Annotated in this window: 21 protein-coding genes; 8 read left to right on the top strand and 13 right to left on the bottom strand. The window is 64.2% G+C overall.

What is annotated here, in order from left to right; all coding sequences use genetic code 11:
- Positions 1-28: 28 nt before the first annotated feature.
- A complete protein-coding gene (locus ASC94_RS08710) occupies positions 29-1,942 on the bottom strand; it encodes a hypothetical protein (protein ID WP_056393376.1) in 1,914 nt (637 codons plus the stop codon).
- Complete coding sequence (locus ASC94_RS08705) at positions 1,939-2,961, bottom strand: AAA family ATPase (RefSeq protein ID WP_200955616.1); 1,023 nt, start codon at positions 2,959-2,961, stop codon at positions 1,939-1,941. Before ASC94_RS08705 ends, ASC94_RS08710 begins: the two co-directional genes overlap by 4 nt.
- Positions 2,962-3,157: 196 nt before the next feature.
- Between ASC94_RS08705 and ASC94_RS34225 the strand changes: the two genes are divergently transcribed.
- Together ASC94_RS34225 and ASC94_RS08700 are read left to right on the top strand one after the other, a co-directional pair.
- Entirely contained in the window at positions 3,158-3,391 is a 234-nt protein-coding gene (locus tag ASC94_RS34225) for a colicin E3/pyocin S6 family cytotoxin (protein ID WP_082616362.1), read from the top strand.
- On the top strand, positions 3,384-3,608 hold the full coding sequence (locus tag ASC94_RS08700) for a hypothetical protein (RefSeq protein WP_056393372.1): 225 nt from the start codon (positions 3,384-3,386) through the stop codon (positions 3,606-3,608). Before ASC94_RS34225 ends, ASC94_RS08700 begins: the two co-directional genes overlap by 8 nt.
- A gap of 39 nt (positions 3,609-3,647) precedes the next feature.
- Here ASC94_RS08700 and ASC94_RS08695 read toward each other — a convergent pair whose 3' ends face one another.
- The 3 genes from ASC94_RS08695 to ASC94_RS08685 all read right to left on the bottom strand — a co-directional run bounded on the left by ASC94_RS08695 (position 3,648) and on the right by ASC94_RS08685 (position 6,800).
- A complete protein-coding gene (locus ASC94_RS08695) occupies positions 3,648-4,520 on the bottom strand; it encodes a PEP-CTERM sorting domain-containing protein (protein WP_162251406.1) in 873 nt (290 codons plus the stop codon).
- Between the two features lie 208 nt (positions 4,521-4,728).
- Positions 4,729-5,799: a lipopolysaccharide heptosyltransferase II gene (gene waaF, locus ASC94_RS08690; protein ID WP_056393370.1), complete on the bottom strand. Its 1,071-nt coding sequence runs from the start codon at positions 5,797-5,799 to the stop codon at positions 4,729-4,731.
- Positions 5,796-6,800, bottom strand: a complete 1,005-nt coding sequence (locus ASC94_RS08685) for an O-antigen ligase (RefSeq protein WP_162251405.1) — start codon at positions 6,798-6,800, stop codon at positions 5,796-5,798. Before ASC94_RS08685 ends, waaF begins: the two co-directional genes overlap by 4 nt.
- A gap of 310 nt (positions 6,801-7,110) precedes the next feature.
- Here ASC94_RS08685 and ASC94_RS08680 point away from each other — a divergent pair, with 310 nt between their 5' ends.
- Positions 7,111-8,034 carry a glycosyltransferase family 2 protein gene (locus tag ASC94_RS08680; RefSeq protein WP_082616359.1) on the top strand — a complete coding sequence of 308 codons (924 nt, stop codon included), beginning with the start codon at positions 7,111-7,113 and terminating at the stop codon, positions 8,032-8,034.
- 46 nt (positions 8,035-8,080) lie between these two features.
- Here ASC94_RS08680 and ASC94_RS08675 read toward each other — a convergent pair whose 3' ends face one another.
- Both ASC94_RS08675 and ASC94_RS08670 read right to left on the bottom strand, forming a co-directional pair.
- Positions 8,081-8,680, bottom strand: coding sequence for a response regulator transcription factor (locus ASC94_RS08675; protein ID WP_157201351.1), 600 nt, complete (start codon positions 8,678-8,680; stop codon positions 8,081-8,083).
- Positions 8,681-8,685: 5 nt separating this feature from the next.
- Positions 8,686-10,257 (bottom strand): ATP-binding protein, encoded by a 1,572-nt coding sequence (locus ASC94_RS08670; protein WP_056393362.1) that lies wholly within the window; start codon positions 10,255-10,257, stop codon positions 8,686-8,688.
- Positions 10,258-10,422: 165 nt separating this feature from the next.
- Between ASC94_RS08670 and ASC94_RS08665 the strand changes: the two genes are divergently transcribed.
- Positions 10,423-11,412 carry a DUF535 family protein gene (locus ASC94_RS08665; RefSeq protein WP_082616358.1) on the top strand — a complete coding sequence of 330 codons (990 nt, stop codon included), beginning with the start codon at positions 10,423-10,425 and terminating at the stop codon, positions 11,410-11,412.
- A gap of 137 nt (positions 11,413-11,549) precedes the next feature.
- The gene (locus ASC94_RS08660) at positions 11,550-11,780 is read left to right on the top strand and encodes a DUF6139 family protein (RefSeq protein ID WP_056393358.1); all 231 of its coding nucleotides are present in this window, start codon (positions 11,550-11,552) and stop codon (positions 11,778-11,780) included.
- Positions 11,781-11,810: 30 nt separating this feature from the next.
- On the opposite strand, the gene ASC94_RS08655 is transcribed toward ASC94_RS08660, so the two are convergent.
- From ASC94_RS08655 to ASC94_RS08640, 4 genes are all read right to left on the bottom strand, one after another.
- Positions 11,811-13,676 carry a DUF4214 domain-containing protein gene (locus ASC94_RS08655; protein WP_056393357.1) on the bottom strand — a complete coding sequence of 622 codons (1,866 nt, stop codon included), beginning with the start codon at positions 13,674-13,676 and terminating at the stop codon, positions 11,811-11,813.
- A gap of 88 nt (positions 13,677-13,764) precedes the next feature.
- A complete protein-coding gene (dnaE, locus tag ASC94_RS08650; protein WP_056393355.1) occupies positions 13,765-17,310 on the bottom strand; it encodes a DNA polymerase III subunit alpha in 3,546 nt (1,181 codons plus the stop codon).
- A 59-nt stretch (positions 17,311-17,369) separates the two neighbouring features.
- Positions 17,370-17,777, bottom strand: a complete 408-nt coding sequence (locus ASC94_RS08645; RefSeq protein WP_229417216.1) for a type II toxin-antitoxin system VapC family toxin — start codon at positions 17,775-17,777, stop codon at positions 17,370-17,372.
- Positions 17,774-18,016 carry a type II toxin-antitoxin system Phd/YefM family antitoxin gene (locus ASC94_RS08640; RefSeq protein WP_056393353.1) on the bottom strand — a complete coding sequence of 81 codons (243 nt, stop codon included), beginning with the start codon at positions 18,014-18,016 and terminating at the stop codon, positions 17,774-17,776. The genes ASC94_RS08645 and ASC94_RS08640 overlap by 4 nt, the downstream gene beginning before the upstream one ends.
- A gap of 77 nt (positions 18,017-18,093) precedes the next feature.
- On the opposite strand from ASC94_RS08640, the gene ASC94_RS08635 reads away from it, so the two are divergent.
- Together ASC94_RS08635 and ASC94_RS08630 are read left to right on the top strand one after the other, a co-directional pair.
- Positions 18,094-18,804 (top strand): chemotaxis protein CheB, encoded by a 711-nt coding sequence (locus tag ASC94_RS08635; RefSeq protein ID WP_157201350.1) that lies wholly within the window; start codon positions 18,094-18,096, stop codon positions 18,802-18,804.
- Between the two features lie 84 nt (positions 18,805-18,888).
- Positions 18,889-19,782, top strand: a complete 894-nt coding sequence (locus ASC94_RS08630) for a sulfurtransferase (RefSeq protein WP_056393348.1) — start codon at positions 18,889-18,891, stop codon at positions 19,780-19,782.
- A 6-nt stretch (positions 19,783-19,788) separates the two neighbouring features.
- Here the strand turns inward: ASC94_RS08630 and ASC94_RS08625 are convergent, their stop codons facing one another.
- Positions 19,789-20,880: an acyltransferase gene (locus tag ASC94_RS08625; protein WP_056393346.1), complete on the bottom strand. Its 1,092-nt coding sequence runs from the start codon at positions 20,878-20,880 to the stop codon at positions 19,789-19,791.
- A 110-nt stretch (positions 20,881-20,990) separates the two neighbouring features.
- On the opposite strand from ASC94_RS08625, the gene ASC94_RS08620 reads away from it, so the two are divergent.
- Positions 20,991-22,088, top strand: a complete 1,098-nt coding sequence (locus ASC94_RS08620; RefSeq protein WP_056393344.1) for an acyltransferase — start codon at positions 20,991-20,993, stop codon at positions 22,086-22,088.
- Between the two features lie 42 nt (positions 22,089-22,130).
- On the opposite strand, the gene ASC94_RS08615 is transcribed toward ASC94_RS08620, so the two are convergent.
- Positions 22,131-23,474 carry a TolC family outer membrane protein gene (locus tag ASC94_RS08615; protein ID WP_056393342.1) on the bottom strand — a complete coding sequence of 448 codons (1,344 nt, stop codon included), beginning with the start codon at positions 23,472-23,474 and terminating at the stop codon, positions 22,131-22,133.
- Position 23,475 lies beyond the last annotated feature (1 nt).

Here is a 23,475-nt window from a genome sequence, read left to right as displayed (position 1 = left end):
CGCCGGGTGGCGCATCCTTGCGGCGGTGCTAGCGTTCCCGCCTGGCGCTTGCCGCATAGCGCCGCATCAGCAGCGGGACGTTAAGGGCACGCAGCGCAATGAAGCCGCCAGCGAAGTCTTTTGCGTGTTCGGCGTCAAACGCCACTTCGAGCTGATCAAAATTGTCATCATACTGCGGCAGCAGGAACTCACTGCTGATGTGCGTCTCTATCCCCAGCGTGCGCCGCAGCTGGTGCTCGTAGACGAACTGTTTGCGTACCGACCGTTCGCGCAGGTCGTCAATGTTGGCCTTATCCGTCAAATAGGCACCAGTCATATATTTGACGTCGAGGACCAGCGCGTGGCGGCTATCGCCCAAGCAACAATCGTGCAGCATAGCCATGCCCGCGATCTCGGCATGGGTATCCTTACTGACCGCAATCGCCGCTTGCGCCATGGCGTAGCTGCCCAATTCCTTGCGCTCGGCCAGGCAGCGCCTGCTCTCGCCGCTTTCCCGGCGTACGCTGTCGTCTGCCCGGAACAGCACTTCCCACATCATGCCGATAACGATATCGGGGTAATAGCTCTGTTCCCGCTCGGCGAGCAATTGCTCTGTCAGCCGCGCCCGGTCCCACACAGTGACCATAGTCCTTTGGTAACTGGCACACAGGGCCCGGCCTACGTAAAAGGCGGTCAAGGCATCCGGTTTTTGTTCGGCAAATAGCTTTTTTAATACCTTGGCCGCAAGATTTTGATCGTAGCCGTTGCCACTCTTCAGATCCTGCAGCGGCTTGAGATAGATTGCGGGCAGCGATGACGGCAAAACCGCATCCGCCAATGTTGGCACGCCGTAGCGCCCGTAATAGTAGGACTGCAGTGCTGAAACAGAACGTAGCAGCACTGCGTCAGGAAACAGCTGGCCAATGCCGGCGCGGCCGTCCAGCGCAGCCGACAGCAACTCCGAACAGCGCATAGTCATCATAGTGCCGCCCGAGGTAATGCAGAGCGACTTCGGCAGCGAGGCCAGTTTAGTCTCGGCATCGGCGATGTTGGTGGTGTCGCAGGCCGCCAGTGCGGGCAACTGACGGCGTATCAGGTCTTCCAGGCACATGGCTTCCCACACTGGCGCAAAGCTGCTGATGCCCCACTGCCAGCCGTTGCCGGCAAGCTGCGATCCGCCCAGCAAAAAACGCTCCAGTGCGTCGTAAAACTCATGGAATACCGGATCTTTGTAAGCGGTCTGGCAGTCGATCGCGTGCAGCCGCTCCAGCATGAGTGCCCGCGTCGGCTGCCAGCTGTTGAAGTCGAACAAACCGTCGCCCGACTTCAAATGCAGCTCGGCGAACTGCGCCGCCAGCACGTGAATGTCACGGTGCACATCATCTTCCTCGCCGAGCCATCGCTTCACCTCCACTAAGGCATAGCAGTACATCTGCACCAGTTCAGCGGGCTCGCATTCCAGCTGCAGGCGCGGGATCGACATGTCATCGACGTAAAAGCTGTTGTCCGCCAAGAAGGTGGCGCGCGCCAGTTCGCCACACAAACGCCGGCCGTCCATGGCTGCGCCGCGGCCCTTGCGCTGCGCCAGCGTCAGGATCTCCAGTTCTTCGAACCGGTGCAGTATCCCATCCAGGACATCCAGCTGGCGGTAATAAAAAACATTCCCGCACTCCTCCCATTGGCCCAATAACTCAGCACCGTCGGTGCCGCGCTGGGCGGAATCGCGGTCGGTGGCCAGTAGCGGGCTGCGGGTGGCACGAAACGCCTCCAGCGTGCGGAACAACATAATAAACGCGTCTTTCGCCAGCCGGAAGCACTCTGCCGGGGCCGCATCATTGATGCGGCGCGCCCACTGATCACATCCCTTGGGCAAGTGCAACACGCCGTCACGAATGCCGACAAAAGAGAACTGCTGGTCCTTATCATTGCCCGCCACCGCCTGCAGGCGGGAAAAGTCGATCACTGTGCCTCCGAACCGCTGATCTTGGCAATGAACTGCGCCGACCGGACGCTGAACTCGCCGAATGTGACCAGCTTGCAGTTATCGCCGAACAGATCTTCCAGAGGCCGTTTGTCGCGGGCAAATACCGTATCCCACAGGAAGAACATGAGTTTATGCTGGATGTCACTGTGCGCCACCTTGCCGTCGCGCGCGCGGATGAAATAGTAGCCAATCTGCTTGTCTTCCACCTTGCGGATGGACGCCGTATGACGGCGCAGGAAGGCATTCAGCTTGTTCACGAACTGGCGCCAATCCGCTTCCTCCAGCGTCTCGATCGGAACGGACTGCGGGACGCCATCCAGTGGCATATATTCCCAAGACCAGCGACGCTTGAAGGCGCTGTCCATGTAATAGATCGATTCATCCGACGTATTCATGGTCCCCACCAAGTGCAAGTTTGGCGGCAGCTTGATCTTTCGTTCGGCAACAAATGCCAGGTTACCCTTAAACAGTTCCGGCAAGTCCGCACGGCCGCCGCCTTCGTCATCCCATTCATATCTGCCCGGCTGCCGTGCGCAGCGGTGAACACCCATCAATTTGAGCAGGGCATCCTGCTCCATGTCCGAAATATTCACCTCATAGCTGGACCATCCATCATCATTGCGGTCGAGCAGCTGGAACACCGTGCCGAAGATGGCCGCGCTGTTGCCCCGGTTGATCTCGTCTATCACGAGCAGCACATCGCGCGCCTGCGTCCCCGCCGGCGCTTGGTGATAGCGGCGCAACGCCTCGGCCAGGGCCTGCAGGAAATGACCGGGATAGTAGCGGTAGCTCACCCTGCCATCCGGCTCGCTCAGCGGCATCAGCCGCCCCATGAAATCGCCGTAAGTGTACTCGGGATGGAAGACTGTTTTGATGGTTGCCGGCTGGTGCAAGGCCGGCGCAATCTCGGCCTCAACCTTGTGGCTCTTGCCCGTGCCTGGCGAACCAAACAGGATGAGTTGACGAGGCATGGCGGCAAAAGACAAGTCTGGGTTCATAGTGTTTAGCCAAGCATAAATAACACCTATTTTACTATATTGATAATTTCCTCATAGATACTATTTGAATCCCTGGCCAGTGACCTCCGACCAGCCCAACAAATTGACGACGATCAATACCCGTGCTCGGCAATAGAGCAAACTCGATCTGATCTCTGGCTTTGCGGACCCAATTTTTCAACTACACTGATCACGCATGACGCCAATATCGAGGCCCTCCCCGTGTTTCCTGGACCAACTCGATAAATACAGGGTCATCTGGGGACGCCAGGTATGGACCAATGCGGCGCGCTCACGGTTTTTCACATGGGATGGCCTACATGGGGAAATCGAAGTATTCGACAAGCGCGGCTATCATTTGCAGGTGCTGGACGCTGTGACTGGCACGCCCATCAAGGGTGCGGTACGGGGACGGAGGTTGTATGAATAACCAGAATTTCATTTCGCTCTGCATTGCCGGCAAGGCGTCGGCAGAAGAGATCGACGACTACGTTGAACGCTGGCACCAGAACCAGATCGGCCAGGATCGGGACCTGGCCGAGTGCCTGGGCATGGACGCAGGCGAGTACGCCTGCTGGGTGCGCGATCCAGCGGAGCTGCCCGCCATCATCGCCGCGCACGCGGCACGCCCGCGCGGCAAGGCGTAGCGCCCGGCCCGTATTGCGGCCGGGCGGATAGCGCCGGGCTTATTTGGATGCGGCGCCCTGGCGGCGGCGCGTCATGGCCAGCGCTGCCAGGCCCAGGCCGAACAGCGCCATGGAGGCCGGCTCCGGTACGGCGCTGCGCTGCACACCGAGCTGGGCGGCAATGCCGGTCGCCTTGCTCAGGACGCCGCCATTGTTGGCCACGTACAGGCTGTCGTGCAGCGAGTCATAGCTGATGCCGGTGATGTAAGGAGTTTGCTGCAGGCCAGCCAGCGTGAAGTCCACCACCTGCACGGCGCCGGTTGCTGCGTCGACCCGGCGCGAAATGTGGGCGCTATTGTAGCTGTCGCCGAAGAACACATAACCATTCACGGCGAACGCATAGCCGGCAGTGCTGTTCAGCAAATCGAAGCTCACCGTCTTGGTCTGGTTCAGGGCGTAGTCAAAGGTGGCGATGCTCCACTGGTTGTTGGCTGCCACGCCGCCGACCACATACAGCTTGCTGCCGTCGCTCATGGGGTTGACGGCCGACCAGCCGCCCCAGTTAAACGTTTCGCTGCTCATGCCGCCGGTCACGCCTACGCTCTTCTGTATCGCGCCAGTGGTGGCCGACACCTTGGAGATAACGGTGCTGCTGGTGCCGCCCGTGCGCAGGTAGAGCGAGCCGTCGTAAGCGGCCAGGTATGGTCCGAAGTTCGCCACCGCCACGCTGCCGTTGCTGGCACGGCTGTCGTAACGGTTGGTGTTGGCGTAGGCCAGGATGGACGAGCCGCTATAGGTGGTGGTCTGGTACACCTTGCCGGTCACCGGGTCCACCGCCATGCTGGTGTAGGAAGCCGGCGCGAACGGCAGCGCCGAGGTGGTGATGGAGGCTGCTTGCGCATGGGCGGCGAACAGCACAGGGAGGACGGCCACACACGCTTTACGGAACAAATTCATGGATAAGCTTTCAAATTGGAAATATATCGTTCATAAAAGCAATTTACATGCCACGCAGAACTTTATATTGCAATTCAATAACTTAGCCGGGCGGCCGCCGCGCAGCTGCGCCGCAGTGTAAGGTTTTCCGACACGACCGGCGCCAGCTTGCCCGTGCCAGGGCAGGCGCCCCCCATCCTTATGGCTAGGGCTCCAGCAGCGCTTGCTGCGCGGCCAGCATCGGCTGCAAGGTCTGCCAGACCTGCTGCGGGGCGATCTTCTGCATGCAGTCCTGGTGGCCCAGCGGGCATTCGCGCTGCTTGCACGGCGCGCACTCCAGCCGCAGCGAGATCGACGCGGCCACGTCCGAGAACGGCGGCGCGTGGCCCGGATCGGTGGGGCCGTAGATGGCGATTACGGGACGGTTCAGCGCGGAGGCAATGTGCAGCAGGCCGGAGTCGTTGCTGACCACGGCGCCGGCGTGCGCGATCAGCGCCACCGCTTCGGCCAGGCTGGTGGCGCCAGCCAGGTTGAACAGCGCGGGCGCGGCCACGCCCGCAGCGGCGGCGCCCGCCGTGGCCGCCTCCACCACCTGGGTGCACACGTCCTTGTCCTTGGGGGACCCGAGCAGCGCGATCTGCGCCTGCGGATGGGCCGCAGCGATGGCTTGCGCCAGCCCGGCGAAGTGGCTGGCCGGCCAGCGCTTGGCCGAGCCGAATTCGGCACCCGGCGCGAACGCGACCAGCGGGCGCTGCAAGTCCAGCCCGGCGCGCGCGCAGGCGGCCGCGATCTGCGCGCCGCTGGCCTGCAGCACCGGACGCGGCACCGGCTGCAGCGGCGCCTGCGGCCCGCGCGCCAGCGCCGCGTAGAACGGCACCATGGGGCGCGGCGGCACGTCGTCATGGTGCATCACGTTGATCAGGCCGTAGCGGCTCTCGCCCTTGTAGCCCACCCGCTGCGTAATGCCTGCCAGCCAGGGGATCAGCGCGTACTTGAGCGTGTTAGGCAGCACGTAGGCCGCCGCGTAGCCGCGCCGGCGCAGCTGGCGCGCGTAGCGCCAGCGCTCGCGCAGCTGCAGCGGGCCGTGGCGGAACGGGGTTTCCAGCACCTCGTCCACTTCCGCCATCTGGCGCCACACCGGCGCCACCGAGGGCGGCGCCAGCACGTCGATGGGCCGCTCCGGATGCGCCGCGCGCAGCAGCGCCAGCAGCGGCTGCGCCATCACGGCGTCGCCTATCCAGTTGGGTGAAATGACCAGCGTACGGGCAGCGCTCATGCCGCTTTCCTTTCATCCTGCGCGTTCAGGCAAAAGCCCATCAGCAGGAACAGCATTTGCACATAAAACATGGTGCTCAGAATGGACCAGAAAATGACCTCGGTCAGGCCGAAGCTGAAATAGCCGATCACCAGCAGCATGCCGGCCAGCGCCGGGGCAATGACGGACGGGCCGGCCGACTCGTGGGTGCGCAGTATGCGCAGGAAGAACAGGAAAGGCGCCAGCATGGTGAACAGGTAGACCAGCAGGCCGGGTATGCCGCCGTATACCAGCACATGCACCATATCGTTGTGGAAGTGCTCGGCTTCCAGCACGAAGGGCTGCAGGCGGCCGGCCGCCACTTCGCGCTCCAGCTCGGCACGGATTTCCCTGGTGCTGGAGATGCGCCACGGGTGCTGCTTCGCCAGCGCCAGGCCGCCCTTCCACAGCTCCAGGCGCACGCCCACGTTGGTGTAGCTGGCGCCGCCGTCGTAATACGCGGTCACGTCGTGCACGCCCTGCTCCAGCCGTTCGCGCGTGCCGGTCTGGTCGATGAAATAAGTGCTCACCAGCAGCAGCAGCGCCAGCGCCGCCAGCGCCCTGGAGATGCGGCTGCGCAGGAAGTGGCCGTATTTGATGAACAGCACCACCGCGAACAGCACGGCAATCCAGCCCCCGCGCGTGCCGGTGGCCACGGAGCCGGCCAGGCCGGCCAGCGCACCCAGCGCCGGCCACAACGCCTGCCGGCCCTTGAAGTCGAGCACGGCCGCCAGGCACATCATGCCCATGCAGAGCTGAATGTCGCCAAATGTTATAGAATTAATAAGCCCGCCGGGACGCGAGATGTCCAGGCCCCAGCGCTGGTAGCAAATGAACACCGCGCCGCCCACCGTCCCGGCGATCAGCCCCCACCACAGGGCCTTGCGGCGGGGACGGCTGGCCAGCACGGCCAGCAGCACGGTGACGCAAAAGAAAATGCGCGCCGGTTTCTCCAGTGCGCGCAATTGTATGTCGGGATGCAACAATAGACCCGCGAGCGCAAAGACGAAACTGGCACCGAACGCTGTTAAAACCAGCCGAACCTCAGTAAGATGGCGCACGAAGCGGGGTTTTGCTGCCCGCCAGCAGACGATACCGGCCAGCAGAAAGGCAAAACCGACCGCGCTCACGCCGAATCGTGTGATCAGCGTCAAGGCCGGCAGCAGGAAAATCAGACTGTGGATGAGATAAGATAGCGCGTTGTCTTGCAGAATGTTTTTTTTTGTAAAAGTATTATTCATTAATGTTTTGTGAGCTTATTCTTGCAAAATCAGCACAGGCAGCATCCACTTCATGCAACAAGCGTCAAAAATATCTGTCATCATCACGACCTACAACCGGCCCGATGCCCTGGCGGCAGTGCTGGAGGCATGCTTCTGCCAAGACGATAATCAATTCGAAATCATTATCGCTGATGACGGCTCCACCCACAACACGCGCCAGTGCGTGGAAAACCTGAGGCGCCGCTCGCCCGTGCCGCTGCTGCACGTGTGGCAGCCCGACGAAGGTTTCCGCGCCGCGCGCGCCCGCAACCAGGGCATCCTGGCTGCCAGCGGCGACTATATCGTGTTCCTGGACGGCGACTGCATGCCGCAGCCGAGCTTCATCAGCCAGCACCGCAAGCTGGCCAGGCGCGGCTACCTGGTGACCGGCAGCCGCGTGCTGCTCAGCCCCGGCTACACCCTGCGCCTGCTGGCCGAGCGCCTCAACCTGCGCGGCCTGACGCTGTGGGACAAGCTGAAGCTGCGCCTGACCGGCGACCTGAATAAATTCCTGCAGACCGTGCTGACCTTGCCCGACGTGGGCCGCGAGAGCCGCCGCTTCAGCTGGCGCCGCATCAAGAGCTGCAACCTGGGCGTGTGGCGCAGCGACCTGGACGCGGTGAATGGCTTTGATGAGAGCTTCCAGGGCTGGGGGCACGAGGATTCGGACCTGGTGGTGCGCTTGTTTAACGCCGGGGTGATGCGCAAGGAGGGGGCGTTTGCCACCGAGGTGTATCACCTGTGGCATAAGGAGAATGAACGCAGCCTGGAGGACCGCAACCGGCATATCGTGCTGCAGCGCGCGGCCGACAGGACGGTGCGCGCGGTGCAGGGCTTGCAGCAGCCGGCGGGGGCGCCGGGGGTGTCGATCGCGCCGGGGACACAGCGCCCTGTTGCGCCAGCCAATGATGCACTGCCGACCAATGCGCCGCCTAATCTGGCGGCGGCGAAGTAGTCTCTTCGGCCGCGTATTGGCGGGTTACGCCTGCGGCTAACCCGCCCTACTCTTCTTGCAAGGCGATGCGCACCAGGTCGGCGACGTTGCCGACACCTAGCTTGGCCATCAGCCGCGCTTTGTGCACTTCCACCGTCCGTACGCTGATGCCCAGCGCCGGCGCGATCTCGCGGTTGTGCCGCCCCAATACCACCAGTTCCATCACTTCCCGTTCGCGCGGGGTGAGCTCGCGCAATTGGGTGCGGTGGTCTTCGCGCGCGCGCGTCTGGCGCCGCTGGCGCGCTTCGGATGAAAACGCCTCGTCGATGGCGGCCACCAGCTTGGCGTCGTCGAAGGGCTTTTCCAGGAAATCGAGCGCCTGCGCCTTGAAGGCGGCGCGCGCCAGGGTGACGTCACCGTGGCCGGTGACGATGACGATGGGAATGCGGTTGCCCAGCTGCCCCAGGCGCTGCTGCAACTCCAGGCCGTCCATGCCGCTCATGCGGATGTCGATCAGCAGGCAGCCGGCCCACTCCGGTCGCCATGCCTGCAGCAGCGCTTCACCGCTGGCGAACACGGCCGTGCGGTAGCCGCGCACGCCCAGCAGCAGGCCCAGCGCGTCGCGCACGGCGGGGTCGTCGTCGACTATAAATACGGTCAGGTCCATGCCACTCATCCTCCAGGTTCGCCTTCCAGCGCCGGCAGTATAAATCGGAAAATGCCGTGGCCGGCTACTTCGGCCCACAATTTGCCGCCGTGCGCTTCGATGATGGCGCGGCTCAGCACCAGCCCCAGGCCCAGGCCGCTGGATTTGGTGGACACGAAGGGCTCGAACAGGCGCCGCGACAGCGCTTCCGACACCCCGGCGCCGCTGTCCTCCACCGTGATGCGCAGCCGCGCGCCCTCCAGCGCGTGCGCCGACAGCGTGATGCGGCGCTGCCCCGGCGCGCACGCGGCCACCGAATCGAGCGCGTTGGCCAGCAGGTTGCGCAGCACCAGTTCAACCTGGATGCGGTCGGCCAGCACCGCCACCGGCGGCGCCTGCGCCACCGCCAGTTCCACGCCCTGCTCGCGGCATTGGCTGAAGAACTGCTGCGTGATGGCCGCCAGCAGGGTGCTGGCCGGCACCGGCTCCAGGCGCAGCGCGCCGGTGCGGAAAAAGTCGCGCAGCCGCCGCACCACCTCGGCCGCGCGGCCCGATTCGCTCACCATGCGCCGGATGGCGCCCTGCAGCAGCTCGCCCGTCTCGCCGCGCTCCAGCAAGTGTTCGCAGGCCTTGCCATAGGCCGACAGCGCGGTCATCGGCTGGTTCAGCTCGTGCGCCAGCGCGGCGGCCATCTCGCCGGCCGCCGCCAGCCGCAGCGTGTGCTTCAGCTCGTCGGCCACCTGGCGCCGTTCGTCCACCACGATGCCGATGAAGAAGGCCACCAGCGCCAGCACCGCGTCCAGCAGCTGCAGTTCGGCCACCTCGATGTCCACCGCATTGGTCCAGCGCACCAAGGTGACGATGGCCAGCTGCAGCGTGAACACGATCAGCGCCGCGCCGTACACGCCCTGGCGGGTGGCGGCCCAGATCACCGGCAGGAACAGCAGGTAGAAATGCTTGAATTCGGCGCGCGCGATGTGGCCGAACACGGCCGTGAGCATGCAGACGGCCAGCACCAGGTAGCCCAGGGTTTCCCAGCGCCAGGCGGCAGCCCGCAGGCGCGCGCGGCTGTCCTCGCCGGCCAGCATCCAGATCAGCGGCATGGACACCATCACGCCCACCACGTCGCCGATGGTGAAGCGCCACACGGCCAGCGCGCCCTGCCCGGGCGGGATCAGCCCGGCGGACGAGAGCAGCGCCACGTACACCACGGCGTTGAGCAGGGTGCCGGCCGCCACGGCCGCCAGCCAGGTCAGCAGGCGGTGGCGGTTGTCGAACATGGCGCTGGTGCTGAAGTTGCGCCGCAAGCCCTCGCCGATCAGGCCATAGCCCAAGGTCAGGCTCAGCGCGCCCAGCAGCGTGTAAAACGGCCCGGCGGCCGTGCCGCGCAGCCAGATGTCGCCCAGCAGCAACGCCAGGAACCACGGCAGCGCGGCTTTTTTGCCATAGCGCAGCCAGTACACCAGGCCCAGCGCCGGGTCCGGGTTCCAAGGGGTGATGTTCAGGCCATACAGGGGGTCGACATAGGTGAGCCAGTCGAGCAACAGGTATAGCAACAAAAATAACAGGCCGTGCAACCTTGTTAATACGGACCGCATACGCCCCACCACTGCGCCATATAAGTGTTTCCCCTAAGCTGATCCGCGAATTGTCGGCGCACCACGCCACCGCTAATATTTCTGATTGTAACGCACTGTTTCCTACGGCCCAGCCCACGCCGCCCTTTATTTCCTCAGTACCGCCACATTGGAGCACCCAACAACATGCAGGCTATCACCCTCCGCGCCGGGCTGGAACGGAAATCTCTCCCCTCGATGGCCTGCGCGGCCGTCAAACTGCAGGCGCGGGCGCTGGCCCATCCGCTGATCACGCGCGGCTGGCTGCAGGTGCTCAATTCGCACGGCGCGCTGCGCGAGCTGGCGCTGCTGCAGCCGCGCCTGCTGCACAAGATTTACCGCCCTTACCTGAGCAGCCGCCTGGACCGCCCGCAGCGCCTGGCGGCGCTGGCGGCGCACTACCGCTTCGTGCTGCAGCACGAACTGGCCGGCACCGTGGCGCAAGCCGTGCGCGGCCCGCTGGTGCTGGCCCGCTTCGAAGGCAAGTCCGGCGCGCCCTACCAGGTGGACCTGCGCGCCATCGTGCCGATGGAGCGCGAAGGCGAGCTGGTGCTGCAGCTGCGCTGCCGCGGCGCGCTGGTGTATTCGGTGGCGTTCTCCTTCCTGGCCGACGGCGCCCAGTCCGCCGCAGCCAGCGTGGGCGTGGGCTGCCTGCAGGGACCGCAGTGCGGCGCCGGCCTGGAACTGGGCCGCGAGGCCACGCGCGACCTGCACGGCCTGCGGCCGAAAAACCTGCTGCTGCGCCTGGTGCAGCAGCTCGGCTACGCCTACGGCTGCAGCCAGGTCCTGTTGGTGGGCAACGACAACCGCGCCGTGCTCAAGCAGATCCGCAAGGGCCGCGTGCACGCCGACTACAATGCCTTCTGGCTGGAAATGGGGGCCCAGCCGCGCAGCGACGGCGACTACGCGCTGGCCTGCGGCCCGCTGCAGGCGCCGGTGATGGAAGAGATCGCGTCCAGGAAGCGCTCCGAGGCACGCAAGCGCTACGACCTGCTGGCCGGCGTGGCGGCCGAGGTGGTGGACAGCTTCGTGCGGCCGCGCGGCACGGCCTGCCCTGCGGCGCAGCCCGTCCCGGCGGCTGCCGCCATCGAAGTGGATACGGCCGGGAGCCACGCCGCCGAGCTCCTCACGGCCTGAAGCGGCCGGCGGCAGCCGGCACGCCGTCCAGCGCGGCGCGCACCGCCCGCGCGCGCGCGGTAGAATCGTGGCACGTTTGCTGTTTGATTGCTGTTTGATTCCTGTTTGATTCCTGTTTACCACTTTGGGAGAAAGCGATGCGACTGGATATCTACCGACGAGCGGAGCATGATGGCCTGTTTTCCTACCTGGCCGTGCCTGAAGGCAAGCCCATCCCGCAGGAAGCCATCAATACCGACTGGGAAGCCGCCAGCCTGGCGCTGGAAGTGGACGACGGCGCCGACGCGCTGCCCGACTTCCGCATCGAGCAGCCCCACCAGCAGATCGGCGTCAAGGGCTACGCCATCACCAGCGTCAAAGACGTGTAGCCCTGCCGGCGGCCTCGCGCCGCGCCGTGCTCAGCCGAAGGGCGTGTACTGGAAGCCGTTCTGGATCGAGCCGATCACCTGCAGCTGGTTCTCGTCGCTTTCGCTGAACGCCAGCAGCACGCCGGCCTGGGTATCCTTGCCATTGCTCAGGATATCCATCCAGTGCGCATAGCCCGCCGCCTCCGGCGCGCGGTGCAGCACGTTGTTGTACAGCTTGGTCACGAACACGTCGTTGGCCGGGGCGCGGCTACCGTACAGGTTTTCAAACTCCTGGCTGTTCATGAAGCCGGCGGCGGCCTGGCGCAGGCTCCAGCCGTTCTCCATCAGGTACATCCAGTAGCCCAGGCCCGGCAGGTCGGGCGCGCGGTCGAACGAGGCCTGGTACATGCGGTAAGCCTGGCCGCCGATGCCGTCGATGTCGATGCCGATGCTCTGGTCGGCGAACTTGATGCGCTCGTCGGACACCAGCAGATCGGTGCCGCCGCTGCCGGTCTTGTCGGTGACGGTGTAGCCGGTGTCGGTGCGCGCCACCGTGTAATTGCTGGCCGCGCCGCTGTACTGCACGGTGTCGATCCCGCCGCCGCCGTTCAGATGGTTATTGCCCGCCGTGGCCAGCAGCAGGTCGGCCCCTTGGCCGCCGGTCTGGTTCAGCGGGCTCGACACCGTGAAGGTCTGCGTCAAGGACCAGGCCGACACCAGGCCAACCGCGTCGGTGGCGTGGGCTGCCACGGCGTAGTCGCCGTTGGCCAGCGCCACCGGCTGGACGCTCCAGTTGCCGCTGGCGTCGGCCGTGGCGGTTCCCAGCACGGTGCCGCCGTTGAGCACGGCCACTTTGGCGCCCGCCTCGGCGGTGCCGGTGAACAGCGGATGGTTGCCGCTGGCCGCCCCGCTGCCGTCCTTGACGAACTGCAGCATCGGCGCCGCCGGTGCCACGCCGTCGATGGACGACAGCGCCAGCGTCATATCGCTAAAGCGCAGCAATTCCACGCCGTTCAGCGTGTCCAGCCCCTCGGCGCCGTTCAGCACCCAGCTGTCGGTGGTGATCTGCCTCAGCGTGTAGTCGCTGCGCGCGCCCTGGTAGATGGCGGTGTCGCTGCCGGCGCCGCCGTTCAGCACGTCGTTGCCGCCGGCGCCCTGCAGCGCATCGGCGCCGCTGCCGCCGGTGAGCGTGTCGGCCGCGCCGGTGCCGGTGTAGTAGCGCCCGCCGCCGGTGGAATTCACGCCCAGCGCCCCGCCCAAACCGTCGCCGCCGTACAGCCAGTTCAGCGCCGCCACGTCGTAGGGGCTATAGCTCATGTACGGGCCGCCCGAGCTGGTGTAGGACATGACGGTGTAAGCGGAATTGTCGGTGGCGTCCGGCAGCTGGATGGCGCCTTCGAACGGGTGCTTCAGGCCCAGCATGTGGCCGATTTCGTGCAGCAGTGTCTCGCCGCCCTGGCCGCCGTTCAGCACGGCGTTCTGGCTTGCCCACTGCACGTTGTCCAGATAGATATAGGCCTTGGCGCTATAAGCGGTGACCTGGTTGCTGCCGTCATAGGAATAGCTGCTGCCCCAGCTGCACAGGCCGGAGGTCTGCGCCCCGTTGATGTCGGCGTTGCTGAAGTGAACCTGGGCGCTTGCGCCATTGGCCGTTTCGACGAAGGTGATGCCGGTCAGGCGACTCACGTAGGCCATGGCGTCGCGCGTGGCGGCCTGCTGCGCTGCGCTGAAGGCGCTCGGCGCGCCCTGCAGGCCGGTCGTGCCGGTCTGCAGCCCGCTGGCGGTGGAGAAGGTATAGGTGATGACGTTGGCCGTGGACGGCGCCAGGAAATTCCAGCCCGGACCGTCATCGAGCAAGGCGTCGATATGGTTGTAGCCGGACAGCAGAGCGGTGGTTGCTTCGGTAACGGTTGCCATGGAAATTCGGTGAAAGATGAGATGGCGCCAGTATTTCGTGGCGCCCCGGCCTTGTCAATTGTAAATTGCTTAAGACCGCGATTTACCTTCAGTATTCCACCGCCACCTCGCGCGCGCCCAGCACCTGCTCCAGCGACAGCTTGAGCGCGTCCGACGGGGCCACGCGCCACTCCTCGCCCAGCTGCACCACGCAGTCCACGCCCTGCGGCTTGACGCGCATGGCCACCGGCAGGCCGTTCTGGTCGCGGTACGGCGCCAGCACTTCCTGCAGCTTGGCCGGCGCCACCGTGGTCGGCATGGTCCAGCCGAACTGCTGGCCGAACTGGCTGCGCGCGGCGATGATGTCGTACACCTTCTCGGCCGAGATGCGCAAGCCACCCGAGAAGCGGTCTTCCGACACCTTGCCCACCACGGCCAGGAATTCGTCGTCCTTGAACATGCGCTTGTTCTCGTCGAACACCTCGCTGTACACGGTCACTTCCACCACCGCGGTCTTGTCGTCCAGCGTGATGATCCACAGCTTGCCGCGCTGCGTCATCTGCGGGCGCATGCCGGTGATCACGCCGCTCATCATGCGCGGCTCGCGCGACGGCTCCAGGTCGGACAGCTTGGTGCGCGAGAAGCGGCGCGCCTCCTGCGCATAGGAGTCGTACATATGGCCGGAGAGGTAGAAGCCCAGCGCGATCTTTTCCTCGGCCAGCTTCTGGCGGTCGGTGAACGGCGCGCACTTCACGTATTCTGGCGGCGCCACCAGGTCGGAATCGTCGCCGCCGAACAGCGACACCTGGTTGGCGGCCTTGGCTTCCTGGTCCGCGCACTCCATGGCGAAGGTGACGGAGGCCAGCAGCACGGCGCGGTCCTCGCCCAGGCAGTCGAAGGCGCCCGAGCGGATCAGCGCCTCGATGGTGCGGCGGTTGATCTGCTTCTTGTCCACCCGCTTACAGAAGTCGAACAGGCTGACGAACGGCCCGCCCGACTCGCGCGCGGCGATGATGGCTTCGATGGCGTTCTGGCCGGCGCCCTTCACGCCGCCCAGGCCGTAGCGGATCTGGGTGACCTTCTTGCCGGTGACCGACGGCGCCTCGCCGTCCGGGCGGAAGCGGTAGGCCGACTTGTTGATGTCCGGCGGCAGCACGGTCAGGCCGCAGATGTCGATCGAGTCCTCGACCAGGATCTTCACCTTCTCGGTGTCGTCCATGGCCAGCGACATATTGGCTGCCATGAACGCGGCCGGATGGTGCGCCTTCAGGTAGGCCGTGTGGTAGGACAGCAGCGCGTAGGCGGCGGCGTGCGACTTGTTGAAGCCGTAGCCCGCGAACTTTTCCATCAAGTCGAAGATCTCGTCGGCCTTCTCGGCCGACAGGCCGTCCTTGGCGGCGCCGGCGCGGAAGATCTCGCGGTGCTCGGCCATCTCTTCGGCCTTTTTCTTACCCATCGCGCGGCGCAGCATGTCGGCGCCGCCCAGCGAGTAGCCGCCGACGATCTGCGCCATCTGCATCACCTGCTCCTGGTACACCATGATGCCGTAGGTTTCGGACAGGATGGACTCGGTGCGCGGATCGGGATAGTCGAAGCGTTCGCCGTGCTTGCGCTTGCAGAAGTCGGGAATCAGGTCCATCGGGCCCGGACGGTACAGCGCCACCAGCGCGATGATGTCCTCGAAACGGTCGGGACGCGCGTCCTTCAGCATGCCCTGCATGCCGCGCGACTCCAGCTGGAACACGGCCACGGTCTTGGCCTTGGTCAGCAGGTCGTAGGACGGGCGGTCGTTCAGCGGCAGCTTGGACAGGTCGAAATCGGCCATGGCCGGATCGAGGTCCTTGATGTACGTCACCGCGCGGTCCAGGATGGTCAGCGTGGTCAGGCCCAAAAAGTCGAACTTCACCAGGCCCACGGCCTCCACGTCGTCCTTGTCGTACTGCGACACCACGCCGGTGTCGCCGGACTGCGTGTACAGCGGGCAGAAGTCGGTCAGCTTGCCGGGGGCGATCAGCACGCCGCCGGCGTGCATGCCGATGTTGCGGGTGATGCCTTCCACCTGCTGCGCCAGGTCCAGCAGCTGGCGCACTTCCTCCTCGTTCTGCTGGCGCTCCTTGAGCATCGGCTCTTCCTCGATGGCCTCGGCGATCGACACCGGCTTGCCCGGCTTGAACGGAATCAGCTTGGACACGCCGTCGCAGAAGTTGTAGCCGAAGTCCATCACGCGGCCCACGTCGCGGATCGCGCCCTTGGCCGCCATGGTACCGAAGGTGGCGATCTGCGACACGGCGTCGCGGCCGTACAGGTCCTTCACGTGCTGGATCACCAGCTCGCGCTTTTCCTGGCAAAAGTCGATGTCGAAGTCGGGCATCGAAACGCGTTCGGGGTTCAGGAAACGTTCGAACAGCAGGTTGTATTTCAGCGGATCGAGGTCGGTGATCTTCAGCGCGTACGCCACCAGCGAACCCGCGCCCGAGCCTCGGCCAGGGCCGATCGGCACGCCGTTGTTCTTGCCCCACTGGATAAACTCCGCCACGATCAGGAAGTAACCCGGGAACTTCATCTTGATGATGGTTTCGTTCTCGAATTCCAGGCGTGCCTCATAGCGCGGGCGCTCCGCCTCGCGCTTGACGGGATCGGGGAACAGCTGCTCCAGGCGCTCCTCCAGGCCCTTCTTGGTTTCGGCGCGCAGGAAGTCGTCGATGGTCATGCCCGGGGTGGGGAAGTTCGGCAGCTGCGGCTTGCCCAGGGTGAGCGTGAGGTTGCAGCGCTTGGCGATTTCGACGGAATTCTGCAGCGCGGCCGGCAGGTCGTGGAACAGCTCGGCCATCTCGGCCTGCGACAGGAAGCGCATCTGCTCGTTGAAGCGCTTGACGCGCTTGGCGTTGGCCAGCATCTCGCCTTCGGCGATACAGATGCGCGCCTCGTGGGCGATGAATTCGTCCGGCGACATGAACTGCACCGGATGCGTGGCTACCACGGGCAGGCCCAGCTTGGCCGCCAGCGCCACCGAATGGCGCACCTGCGCCTCCTGGTTGGCCTGGCCGGCGCGCTGGATCTCGATGTAGAAATGGCCGGGGAAGATGGCGGACCACTTCTGCGCGTGGCGCTCGGCCAGCTCCAGGTTGCCGTTGTCGATGGCGGCGCCGATGTCGCCGAACTGCGCGCCGGACAGCGCGATCAGGCCGTTGTCGGTGCGCTCGTTGGGCAGCAGCTCGTAGGTCTTGCCGGCGCGCTCGGCCAGCCACTCGGTGCGGATCTCGGCGCGGCCCTTGTACTGGTTGGTGAGCCAGGCCGAGGACAGCAGCTCGCACAGCTGCAGATAGCCCATGCGGTTTTTCGCCAGCAGCAGCAGGCGCGAAGGCTTGTCGCGGTTGTCGTCGTTGGTGATCCACACTTCGCAGCCCACCACCGGCTTGATGCCCTTGCCGCGCGCAGCCTTGTAGAACTTGACCATGCCGAACAGGTTGCCCAGGTCGGTGACGGCCAGCGCCGCCTGCTTGTCCTTGGCGGCGGTGGCAATCAGGTCATCGATGCGCACCAGCCCGTCGACAATGGAATATTCCGAGTGCACCCGCAGGTGGACAAAAGCCGGGCCCTGCGCTTGCGACGCGGCTACGGCGCCGCCTTCTTGTTCGATTGCCATCATGTTCATGCTGCTGCTCGCCAGTGTTCCAATGAGGCGCTATTCTACCGCGCCCGGACGGCTCGCCGCTAACTGAACACCGCGCAGCCAGCGCCCCGCGCAGCCGCAGCCAGGCGGCGGTCGAAAGTCGCCAGCACGGCGCCCGAGCGCAGCGCCAACTCCAAGTAGCAGGCGTCATAGACTGTCAGCCCGCACTTGCGTGCCAGTGATATAGGCGGCAACGGCAGAGTTTCATCGGTCGAGACCGGCAAGCGCCTGAGCTGCGCTAAAAACGCGTCAATCTGGGCGCCAGCAACCAGGTTCCGCCGCTCCCCGACCAGTGCGCCGTTCGCCACCTCTTGATGCCACAACGGCGGCACCACAACCGTCGCCTGCAGCAGACCAGCCAGTACCCGGCGGGCGCAGTCAGCCTCCGCAGCCAAGGTGCGCTCGAACAGCCAAGCTAGCGCCATCGACGCGTCCAGCACCAGCGTCACGGTCTGCCCTCGGCGATCCAATCCGCAATGTCCTGATCGCTGGCGCCTCTGATCTTGGGCATAGCCTGTAGCGCCGACACGGCCGCCGCCGCGTCGGCATCGCTTTTCCTGACGTAAGGCACCAAGTCCGCCACGGGTACGCCCCGCACTGTGATGGTAAAACTCTCGCCTGCGCGGACCGACCGCAACAACTCTGATAATTTTGCCTTCGCATCGAAGGCGCCGATTTCCTTGTACATGGCATCAACCTGGGCTGTGAACTAGTTCATTCATCGTAGATGGCACATGGCACGTATTCAAGCACAGGCGCGCGCCTGTGCCGCCAGGTGGGATGTATGCGGGCGCGCCGGAAAACCGCGCCCGGCCAGCCATCGACCCGCTGTTCCGCTCCGCAGCCGTGGAATACGGCAACCGCGCAGTGGGCGTGGTGCTGTCGGGCTACCTGGACGACGGCACGGCCGGCCTGGAAACCATCCGCAGCTGCGGCGGCGTGTGCGTGGTGCAGGACCCGGACGACGCCGAATACCCCGACATGCCGCGCAACGCCATGCAGCACGTGCTGGTGGATTTCTGCCTGCCGGGCGCCGAACTGGGCGCCCTGCTGTCCGAACTGGCCGTTCGCGAACCCGGACGGCGCAGCGCCGTGCAGGAGCACGTGGCAGTGGAAGCTGCCGTGGCCAAGCGGGTGCTGAGCGACCTGGAGACGGTGGAATCGCTGGGCCGGCAAGCGCCGTTCAACTGCCCCGGCTGCGGCGGCGTACTGTGGCAGATCGGCAATAGCACGGAACTGCGCTTCCGCTGCCACACCGGGCACGCCTATACGGCCGCCACCCTGCTAGCCAAGCAGACCGAGAAGATGGAAGAAACCATTTGGGTGGCGCTGCGCATGTTCGAAGAACACCGCAACTTGCTGCTGCGTATGAACGCCGAAGGCTCGGCCAACTCGTCCGGCGCCGAGCGCCTGGAAAAGCTGCACCTGCACATCCAGCGCATCCGCACCATGCTGCGCAGTACGGGCGCGAAATAACGCAGCACGAAGCACGCATTTTTCGGGCAGGCAAGCGCCTCGCTTATAATAGCGGCTGTTCCGCATTTTCCTGAAAAACGCACCATGCAAGCTCACACCTCCAGCGCGCCCGCAGCAGCCGGCGCAGCAACGGCGACCCCGTATGTCAACATCGCTGCCTATAAATTCATCACGCTCGACAACCTGGAAGACCTGCGCCCGCAATACCAGGCCCAGTGCGCCCGGCTGAGCCTGAAAGGCACCATCCTGCTCACCCCGGAAGGCATCAATATGTTCCTGTCCGGCCTGCGTGCCGACATCGACCAGTACCTGGCCTGGGTGCGCAGCGACGCCCGCCTGGCCGACCTGGAAGTGAAGGAAAGCCTGTCGAGCGAACAGTCGCACAAGCGCATGCTGGTGAAGATCAAGAAAGAGATCATCACCATGCGCATGCCGCTGATCAAGCCGGAAGAAGGCCGCGCGCCCTTCGTGGAAGCGCACACGCTGAAGCGCTGGCTGGACCAGGGCCACGACGACGCCGGCAAGCCGGTGGTGATGGTGGACACCCGCAACGACTTCGAAGTGGACGTGGGCACCTTCGACAACACGGTGGACTACCGCATCAAGAAGTTCACCGAGTTCCCGGAAGTGATCGCGGCGCACAAGGCCGATTTCGAGGGCAAGACCGTGGTCACCTTCTGCACCGGCGGCATCCGCTGCGAGAAAGCGGCCATCCACATGCAGAACATCGGCTACAACAACGTGTATCAGCTCGAAGGCGGCATCCTGAAATACTTCGAGGAAGTGGGCGGCGCGCACTACACGGGCGACTGCTTCGTGTTCGACTACCGTACCGCGCTCAATCCGCAGCTCGAAGCGGTGGAAACCACCCAGTGCTTCGCCTGCCGCGCCGTGGTCACGCCGCGCGAGCAGTTGTCCGAGCAGTACGTGTACGGCGTGTCCTGCCCGCACTGCTACGGCAAGCAGGCCGCCGCGTAGGCTGTCTCAGGAAGGTTGCGGCGCGCCGTACTTGCGCCGCAGCTTCAGGAACGGCTCCTCGATGGCGTTGTAGCTCAGCGTGGCCAGCGCCCACGTGGCGCCATAGACCAGCAGCCCCAGCAGCACAGCGTCAAGCGCGCCATGGCCGGTGACAGGCACCAGGCCGAAGGTCTTGGCCAGGAAATGGATCACCGCCATGTGCAGCAAATAGAACGAAAAGCTGATCTTGCCCCCATGGCACAGCACCCGTTCCAGCCAGGCCGGCAGCGCGCGCGTCAGCGCCACCCAGGCCACGATCACCAGCGCCCACACGGCGCTCTCCTGCATCGACCACGTAATCCAGAACGCCGACTTCGGCACCGCGTTGAACGAGGCCACGTGCGCCTGCAGCGCGCTGTTGCCAAAGGCCAGCAGCAAGGCCAGCGGCGCCAGCCACGCGCTGTGGCGCTGCAGCACTGCGCCATGGCGCTGGACCAGCATGGCCGCCAGCATGCCGATCAGGAACTGGTCGAAGCGCCCGACGAAGGTGCTGAAATACATCAGCGTGCTGCGCTCGCTCTCGGTGTACACCGCCAGCTTAAAGAACAGCATCAGCGCCAGCAGCTTCAGCAGATAGCGCGCACCCTGCTCCATGGCAAAGCGCGCCAGGAAGGGAAAGATCAGGTAGAACAGGAACTCCAGTGATATGCACCACGCCGCCCCGGTAATGACGCTGATGCCGGTCGGTGCGTTGCCCAGGTTGGTGGCAAAGATGTACAGGATGTCCTGCGCCTGGAACTTGTCGCGCCCGATGGACGTGGCCAGCAGGAACACGGTGAAAAACAGCGGAAAGATGCGCAGCATGCGGTTGCGCAGGAAGTCGCGGTAGACGATCTGCTGCTGATGCAGCGCGATCTGCATAAACAGGAAGCCGGACAGCGTGAAGAACAGCCCCACCCCCGTATGACCTTCGGTGACGATGCCCAGCCACGCCGTGGTGGCTGGCGCGCCGCCTGCATTGCGGTATTCGATATAGAAGTGGAACAGGAAGACGATGGTGGCGGCCAGCCAGCGCAGCTGGTCAATGCGGGGGTTGTATTGGATATTAAGCGACTTCATAGAGCAGTGAGTCAGCTTTCCGGGTCTTGGCCGAAAGCCGGTACCTTATAATGACGATGAGGCACTGTACTGAATAACCACTGCGAAAGCCACCATCCGGTTCAGGAACAATGAATAAATACATCTTTGCCAACCAGTTGCGTGGTATTGCCGCAATATTGGTGGTTATGACACATTATTTCGGCACCTATTTCGCCGAGCAGGCTCTGCTGGCCAGCCGTACCTTTTCGCCTGAAATGGGCTTCAAGCCCTCCGCTTGGGTGCGTTATTTCGAACTGCCTTACCAAGGGCCGTTAGGCGTTGCCGTGTTCTTCCTGATCAGCGGCTTCGTGATCCCCTTTAGCTTGCGCAAGACCTCGATACCTGGCTTTCTCGTCAACCGCGTGCTGCGCATCTTCCCCACCTATATCTGCTGCCTGGCGCTGGGCACGCTGGCGATCTGGCTAAGCGCCCGATACTGGGGCCAGGCCTTCAGCTACGACGGCAAGGTGCTGGCGGCCAACGCGCTGCTGGTACACAACCTGATGAACCTGCCGTCCATGGACTCGGTGAACTGGACGCTGGCGATCGAAATCAAGTTCTATCTCCTGGCCGCGCTGTTCGCGTTCGCCCTGTTCCGCAAGAGCGCCGCCTGGCTGCTGGGCTTTCTTGCGCTGGCGGCAGCCTTCACCTGGTATCACGCCAGCGGACACCTGTCGGCCCTGGTCACGCCGGTGATGGAGTTGAACTATCTGATCTTCATGATGATCGGCGTGCTGTTCCACCAGCACGTGAGCGGGCTGATCTCCACCCCGGCCTTGGCGGTGCGGGTGCTGAGCGTGCTGGCCGTCTTTAGCTTCACGTGGTCCGTCGGCCCGCAAAAAGGCCAGTTCCCGGCGGTCACCATCTGGTACTACAGCGCCGTGGCCGTGTTTGCGCTGTGCTATTTCAACCGCGAACGCTTCAGGCCGGTACGCGTGCTCGACTTCTTCGCCGACATCAGCTACCCGTTGTACTGCGTGCACCCTTTAGTGGGATATTGCGTGCTAAAAGCGCTGATGGGCAACGGCCTGCCATTCGGCGGCGCCGTGATAGTCGCGCTGGCAATCGCCGTCGGCCTCGCCTGGCTGGTGCACCGCACGGTGGAAACCGGCAGCAACCAGCTTGGCCGCCGCTGGGCGCGCAGACTGACACCGCAGCCCCAGGCGCCAGCCGCGATGCCGGCATAAAAAAAACGGCCCCGAGGGGCCGTTTGCCGTTATAGCGCTGAATCAGCGGAAGTAGGCCGCCACGTGGCGCACGTCGTCTGGGCCCAGCTCTCCAGCTGCCGCTCGCAGCCTTAGCACCGAGAGCAGATAAGTGTAGCGCGCCTGCGCCAAGTCACGTTGGGTCGTGTAAAGCTGCTGGCGGGCGTTCAGCAAGTCCAGGTTGATGCGCACCCCGCCCTTGATGCTTTGCTCGGTGGCAGTGATCAGCAATTCGCCGGAGCTGACCGCTTTGTCCAACGCCTGGATTTTCGCCGTGCTGCTCAGCACGGATGCGTACTGCTTGCGCAGATCGACCATCACCTTGTCGGTCCGCAGTTGCAGTTCGGCCTTGGCACGCTCCAGGCCAGCCGATGCCTGACGGGTGGATGCGCTGACGGCGCCACCCGCATAGATTGGAACGGTCAACTGAATACCCACTGAACGATTTGTCGTATCCTGGTTGTAGGTGTTCAATGTTTCCGCGTCCGCCTTGGAATAGCTGGCAATAAAATCGAGGCGCGGCGCATGGCCAGCCCTGTTCCTGTTCACTTCCTGGCGTGCAGCCTCGATCGCGTACACCTGTGCCTGCAAATCGGGATTCTGTTCTAAGGCTTTCTTGCGCCAGTACTCGAAGTCCCCTTCCACAACCGTCTGCGCGCGGAAGTCCGGGCGCAGTTCGTCGAGAGACGTGACTTCCTGCCCCACAATGCCTGCCAGTGTCGCCATTTGCGCTTGCTGACTATCTTTCGCTTCCAGCAGCTGCGCCTCGGCTACCTCCAGCCTAGCCTGGGTTTCCAGCATATCGGTCTTGGTACCCTCGCCTTTTTTGAACAGCAGGTCGTTTACCGCCTTTTGTTCAAGGTAGGTGTCGCGCTGTGCCGTAGCGATTCTCACCTGCTCATTGGCGAACAACGCGTCCATGTAGGCGCTAAGCACGCGCACGACCATCTCCTGGGTGCGACCAGCGAAGTTTTCTAGTGCATAGGCCGCTTGCGCATTGCCCTGCTTATAACGGGCAAGAGCATCGAGATTGAACAGCGTCTGGCGGAAACTGACGCTGGCTGACCGGCTAATGTACTTTGGCGAGGAAGGTACATCCTCGCGCGAGGTATGGATAACCTGCTCCGCGTTCACTTTGCTGGCCGAGTAGTTCGCCTGAACAGTTGGCAACAGTGCGGCACGGCCGAGAATCCGGTACTCCTTGCCAGCTTCGGCATCCTGCACTGCTTGCTGGTAGGTTGGGTCATTTACCAGCGCCGCTTCGTATGCCTGGACCAAGGTCATGGCAGAGGCGCTGCCCGCATACAAGAGCACACCTGAAAAGGCAACCTTGAGCGCAACCGCAAGACGTTTGTTCAAACCACTCATC

The organism is Massilia sp. Root418 (assembly GCF_001425265.1).
Lineage (GTDB): Bacteria > Pseudomonadota > Gammaproteobacteria > Burkholderiales > Burkholderiaceae_D > Rugamonas.
This window is presented reverse-complemented; position numbering and strand designations above follow the sequence as displayed.

Excerpts from the sequence above, each read along its gene's own strand:
- ASC94_RS08665 (WP_082616358.1), top strand. The coding sequence starts at position 10,423 with ATGCAGGCTATCACCCTCCGCGCCGGGCTGGAACGGAAATCTCTCCCC.
- ASC94_RS08675 (WP_157201351.1), bottom strand. The coding sequence starts at position 8,680 with ATGGACCTGACCGTATTTATAGTCGACGACGACCCCGCCGTGCGCGAC.
- ASC94_RS08620 (WP_056393344.1), top strand. The coding sequence starts at position 20,991 with ATGAATAAATACATCTTTGCCAACCAGTTGCGTGGTATTGCCGCAATA.
- ASC94_RS08625 (WP_056393346.1), bottom strand. The coding sequence starts at position 20,880 with ATGAAGTCGCTTAATATCCAATACAACCCCCGCATTGACCAGCTGCGC.
- ASC94_RS08640 (WP_056393353.1), bottom strand. The coding sequence starts at position 18,016 with ATGTACAAGGAAATCGGCGCCTTCGATGCGAAGGCAAAATTATCAGAG.
- ASC94_RS08680 (WP_082616359.1), top strand. The coding sequence starts at position 7,111 with ATGCAACAAGCGTCAAAAATATCTGTCATCATCACGACCTACAACCGG.
- ASC94_RS08655 (WP_056393357.1), bottom strand. The coding sequence starts at position 13,676 with ATGGCAACCGTTACCGAAGCAACCACCGCTCTGCTGTCCGGCTACAAC.
- ASC94_RS08630 (WP_056393348.1), top strand. The coding sequence starts at position 18,889 with ATGCAAGCTCACACCTCCAGCGCGCCCGCAGCAGCCGGCGCAGCAACG.
- waaF (WP_056393370.1), bottom strand. The coding sequence starts at position 5,799 with ATGAGCGCTGCCCGTACGCTGGTCATTTCACCCAACTGGATAGGCGAC.
- ASC94_RS08660 (WP_056393358.1), top strand. The coding sequence starts at position 11,550 with ATGCGACTGGATATCTACCGACGAGCGGAGCATGATGGCCTGTTTTCC.
- ASC94_RS08670 (WP_056393362.1), bottom strand. The coding sequence starts at position 10,257 with ATGCGGTCCGTATTAACAAGGTTGCACGGCCTGTTATTTTTGTTGCTA.
- ASC94_RS34225 (WP_082616362.1), top strand. The coding sequence starts at position 3,158 with ATGACGCCAATATCGAGGCCCTCCCCGTGTTTCCTGGACCAACTCGAT.
- ASC94_RS08705 (WP_200955616.1), bottom strand. The coding sequence starts at position 2,961 with ATGAACCCAGACTTGTCTTTTGCCGCCATGCCTCGTCAACTCATCCTG.
- ASC94_RS08615 (WP_056393342.1), bottom strand. The coding sequence starts at position 23,474 with ATGAGTGGTTTGAACAAACGTCTTGCGGTTGCGCTCAAGGTTGCCTTT.
- dnaE (WP_056393355.1), bottom strand. The coding sequence starts at position 17,310 with ATGAACATGATGGCAATCGAACAAGAAGGCGGCGCCGTAGCCGCGTCG.
- ASC94_RS08700 (WP_056393372.1), top strand. The coding sequence starts at position 3,384 with ATGAATAACCAGAATTTCATTTCGCTCTGCATTGCCGGCAAGGCGTCG.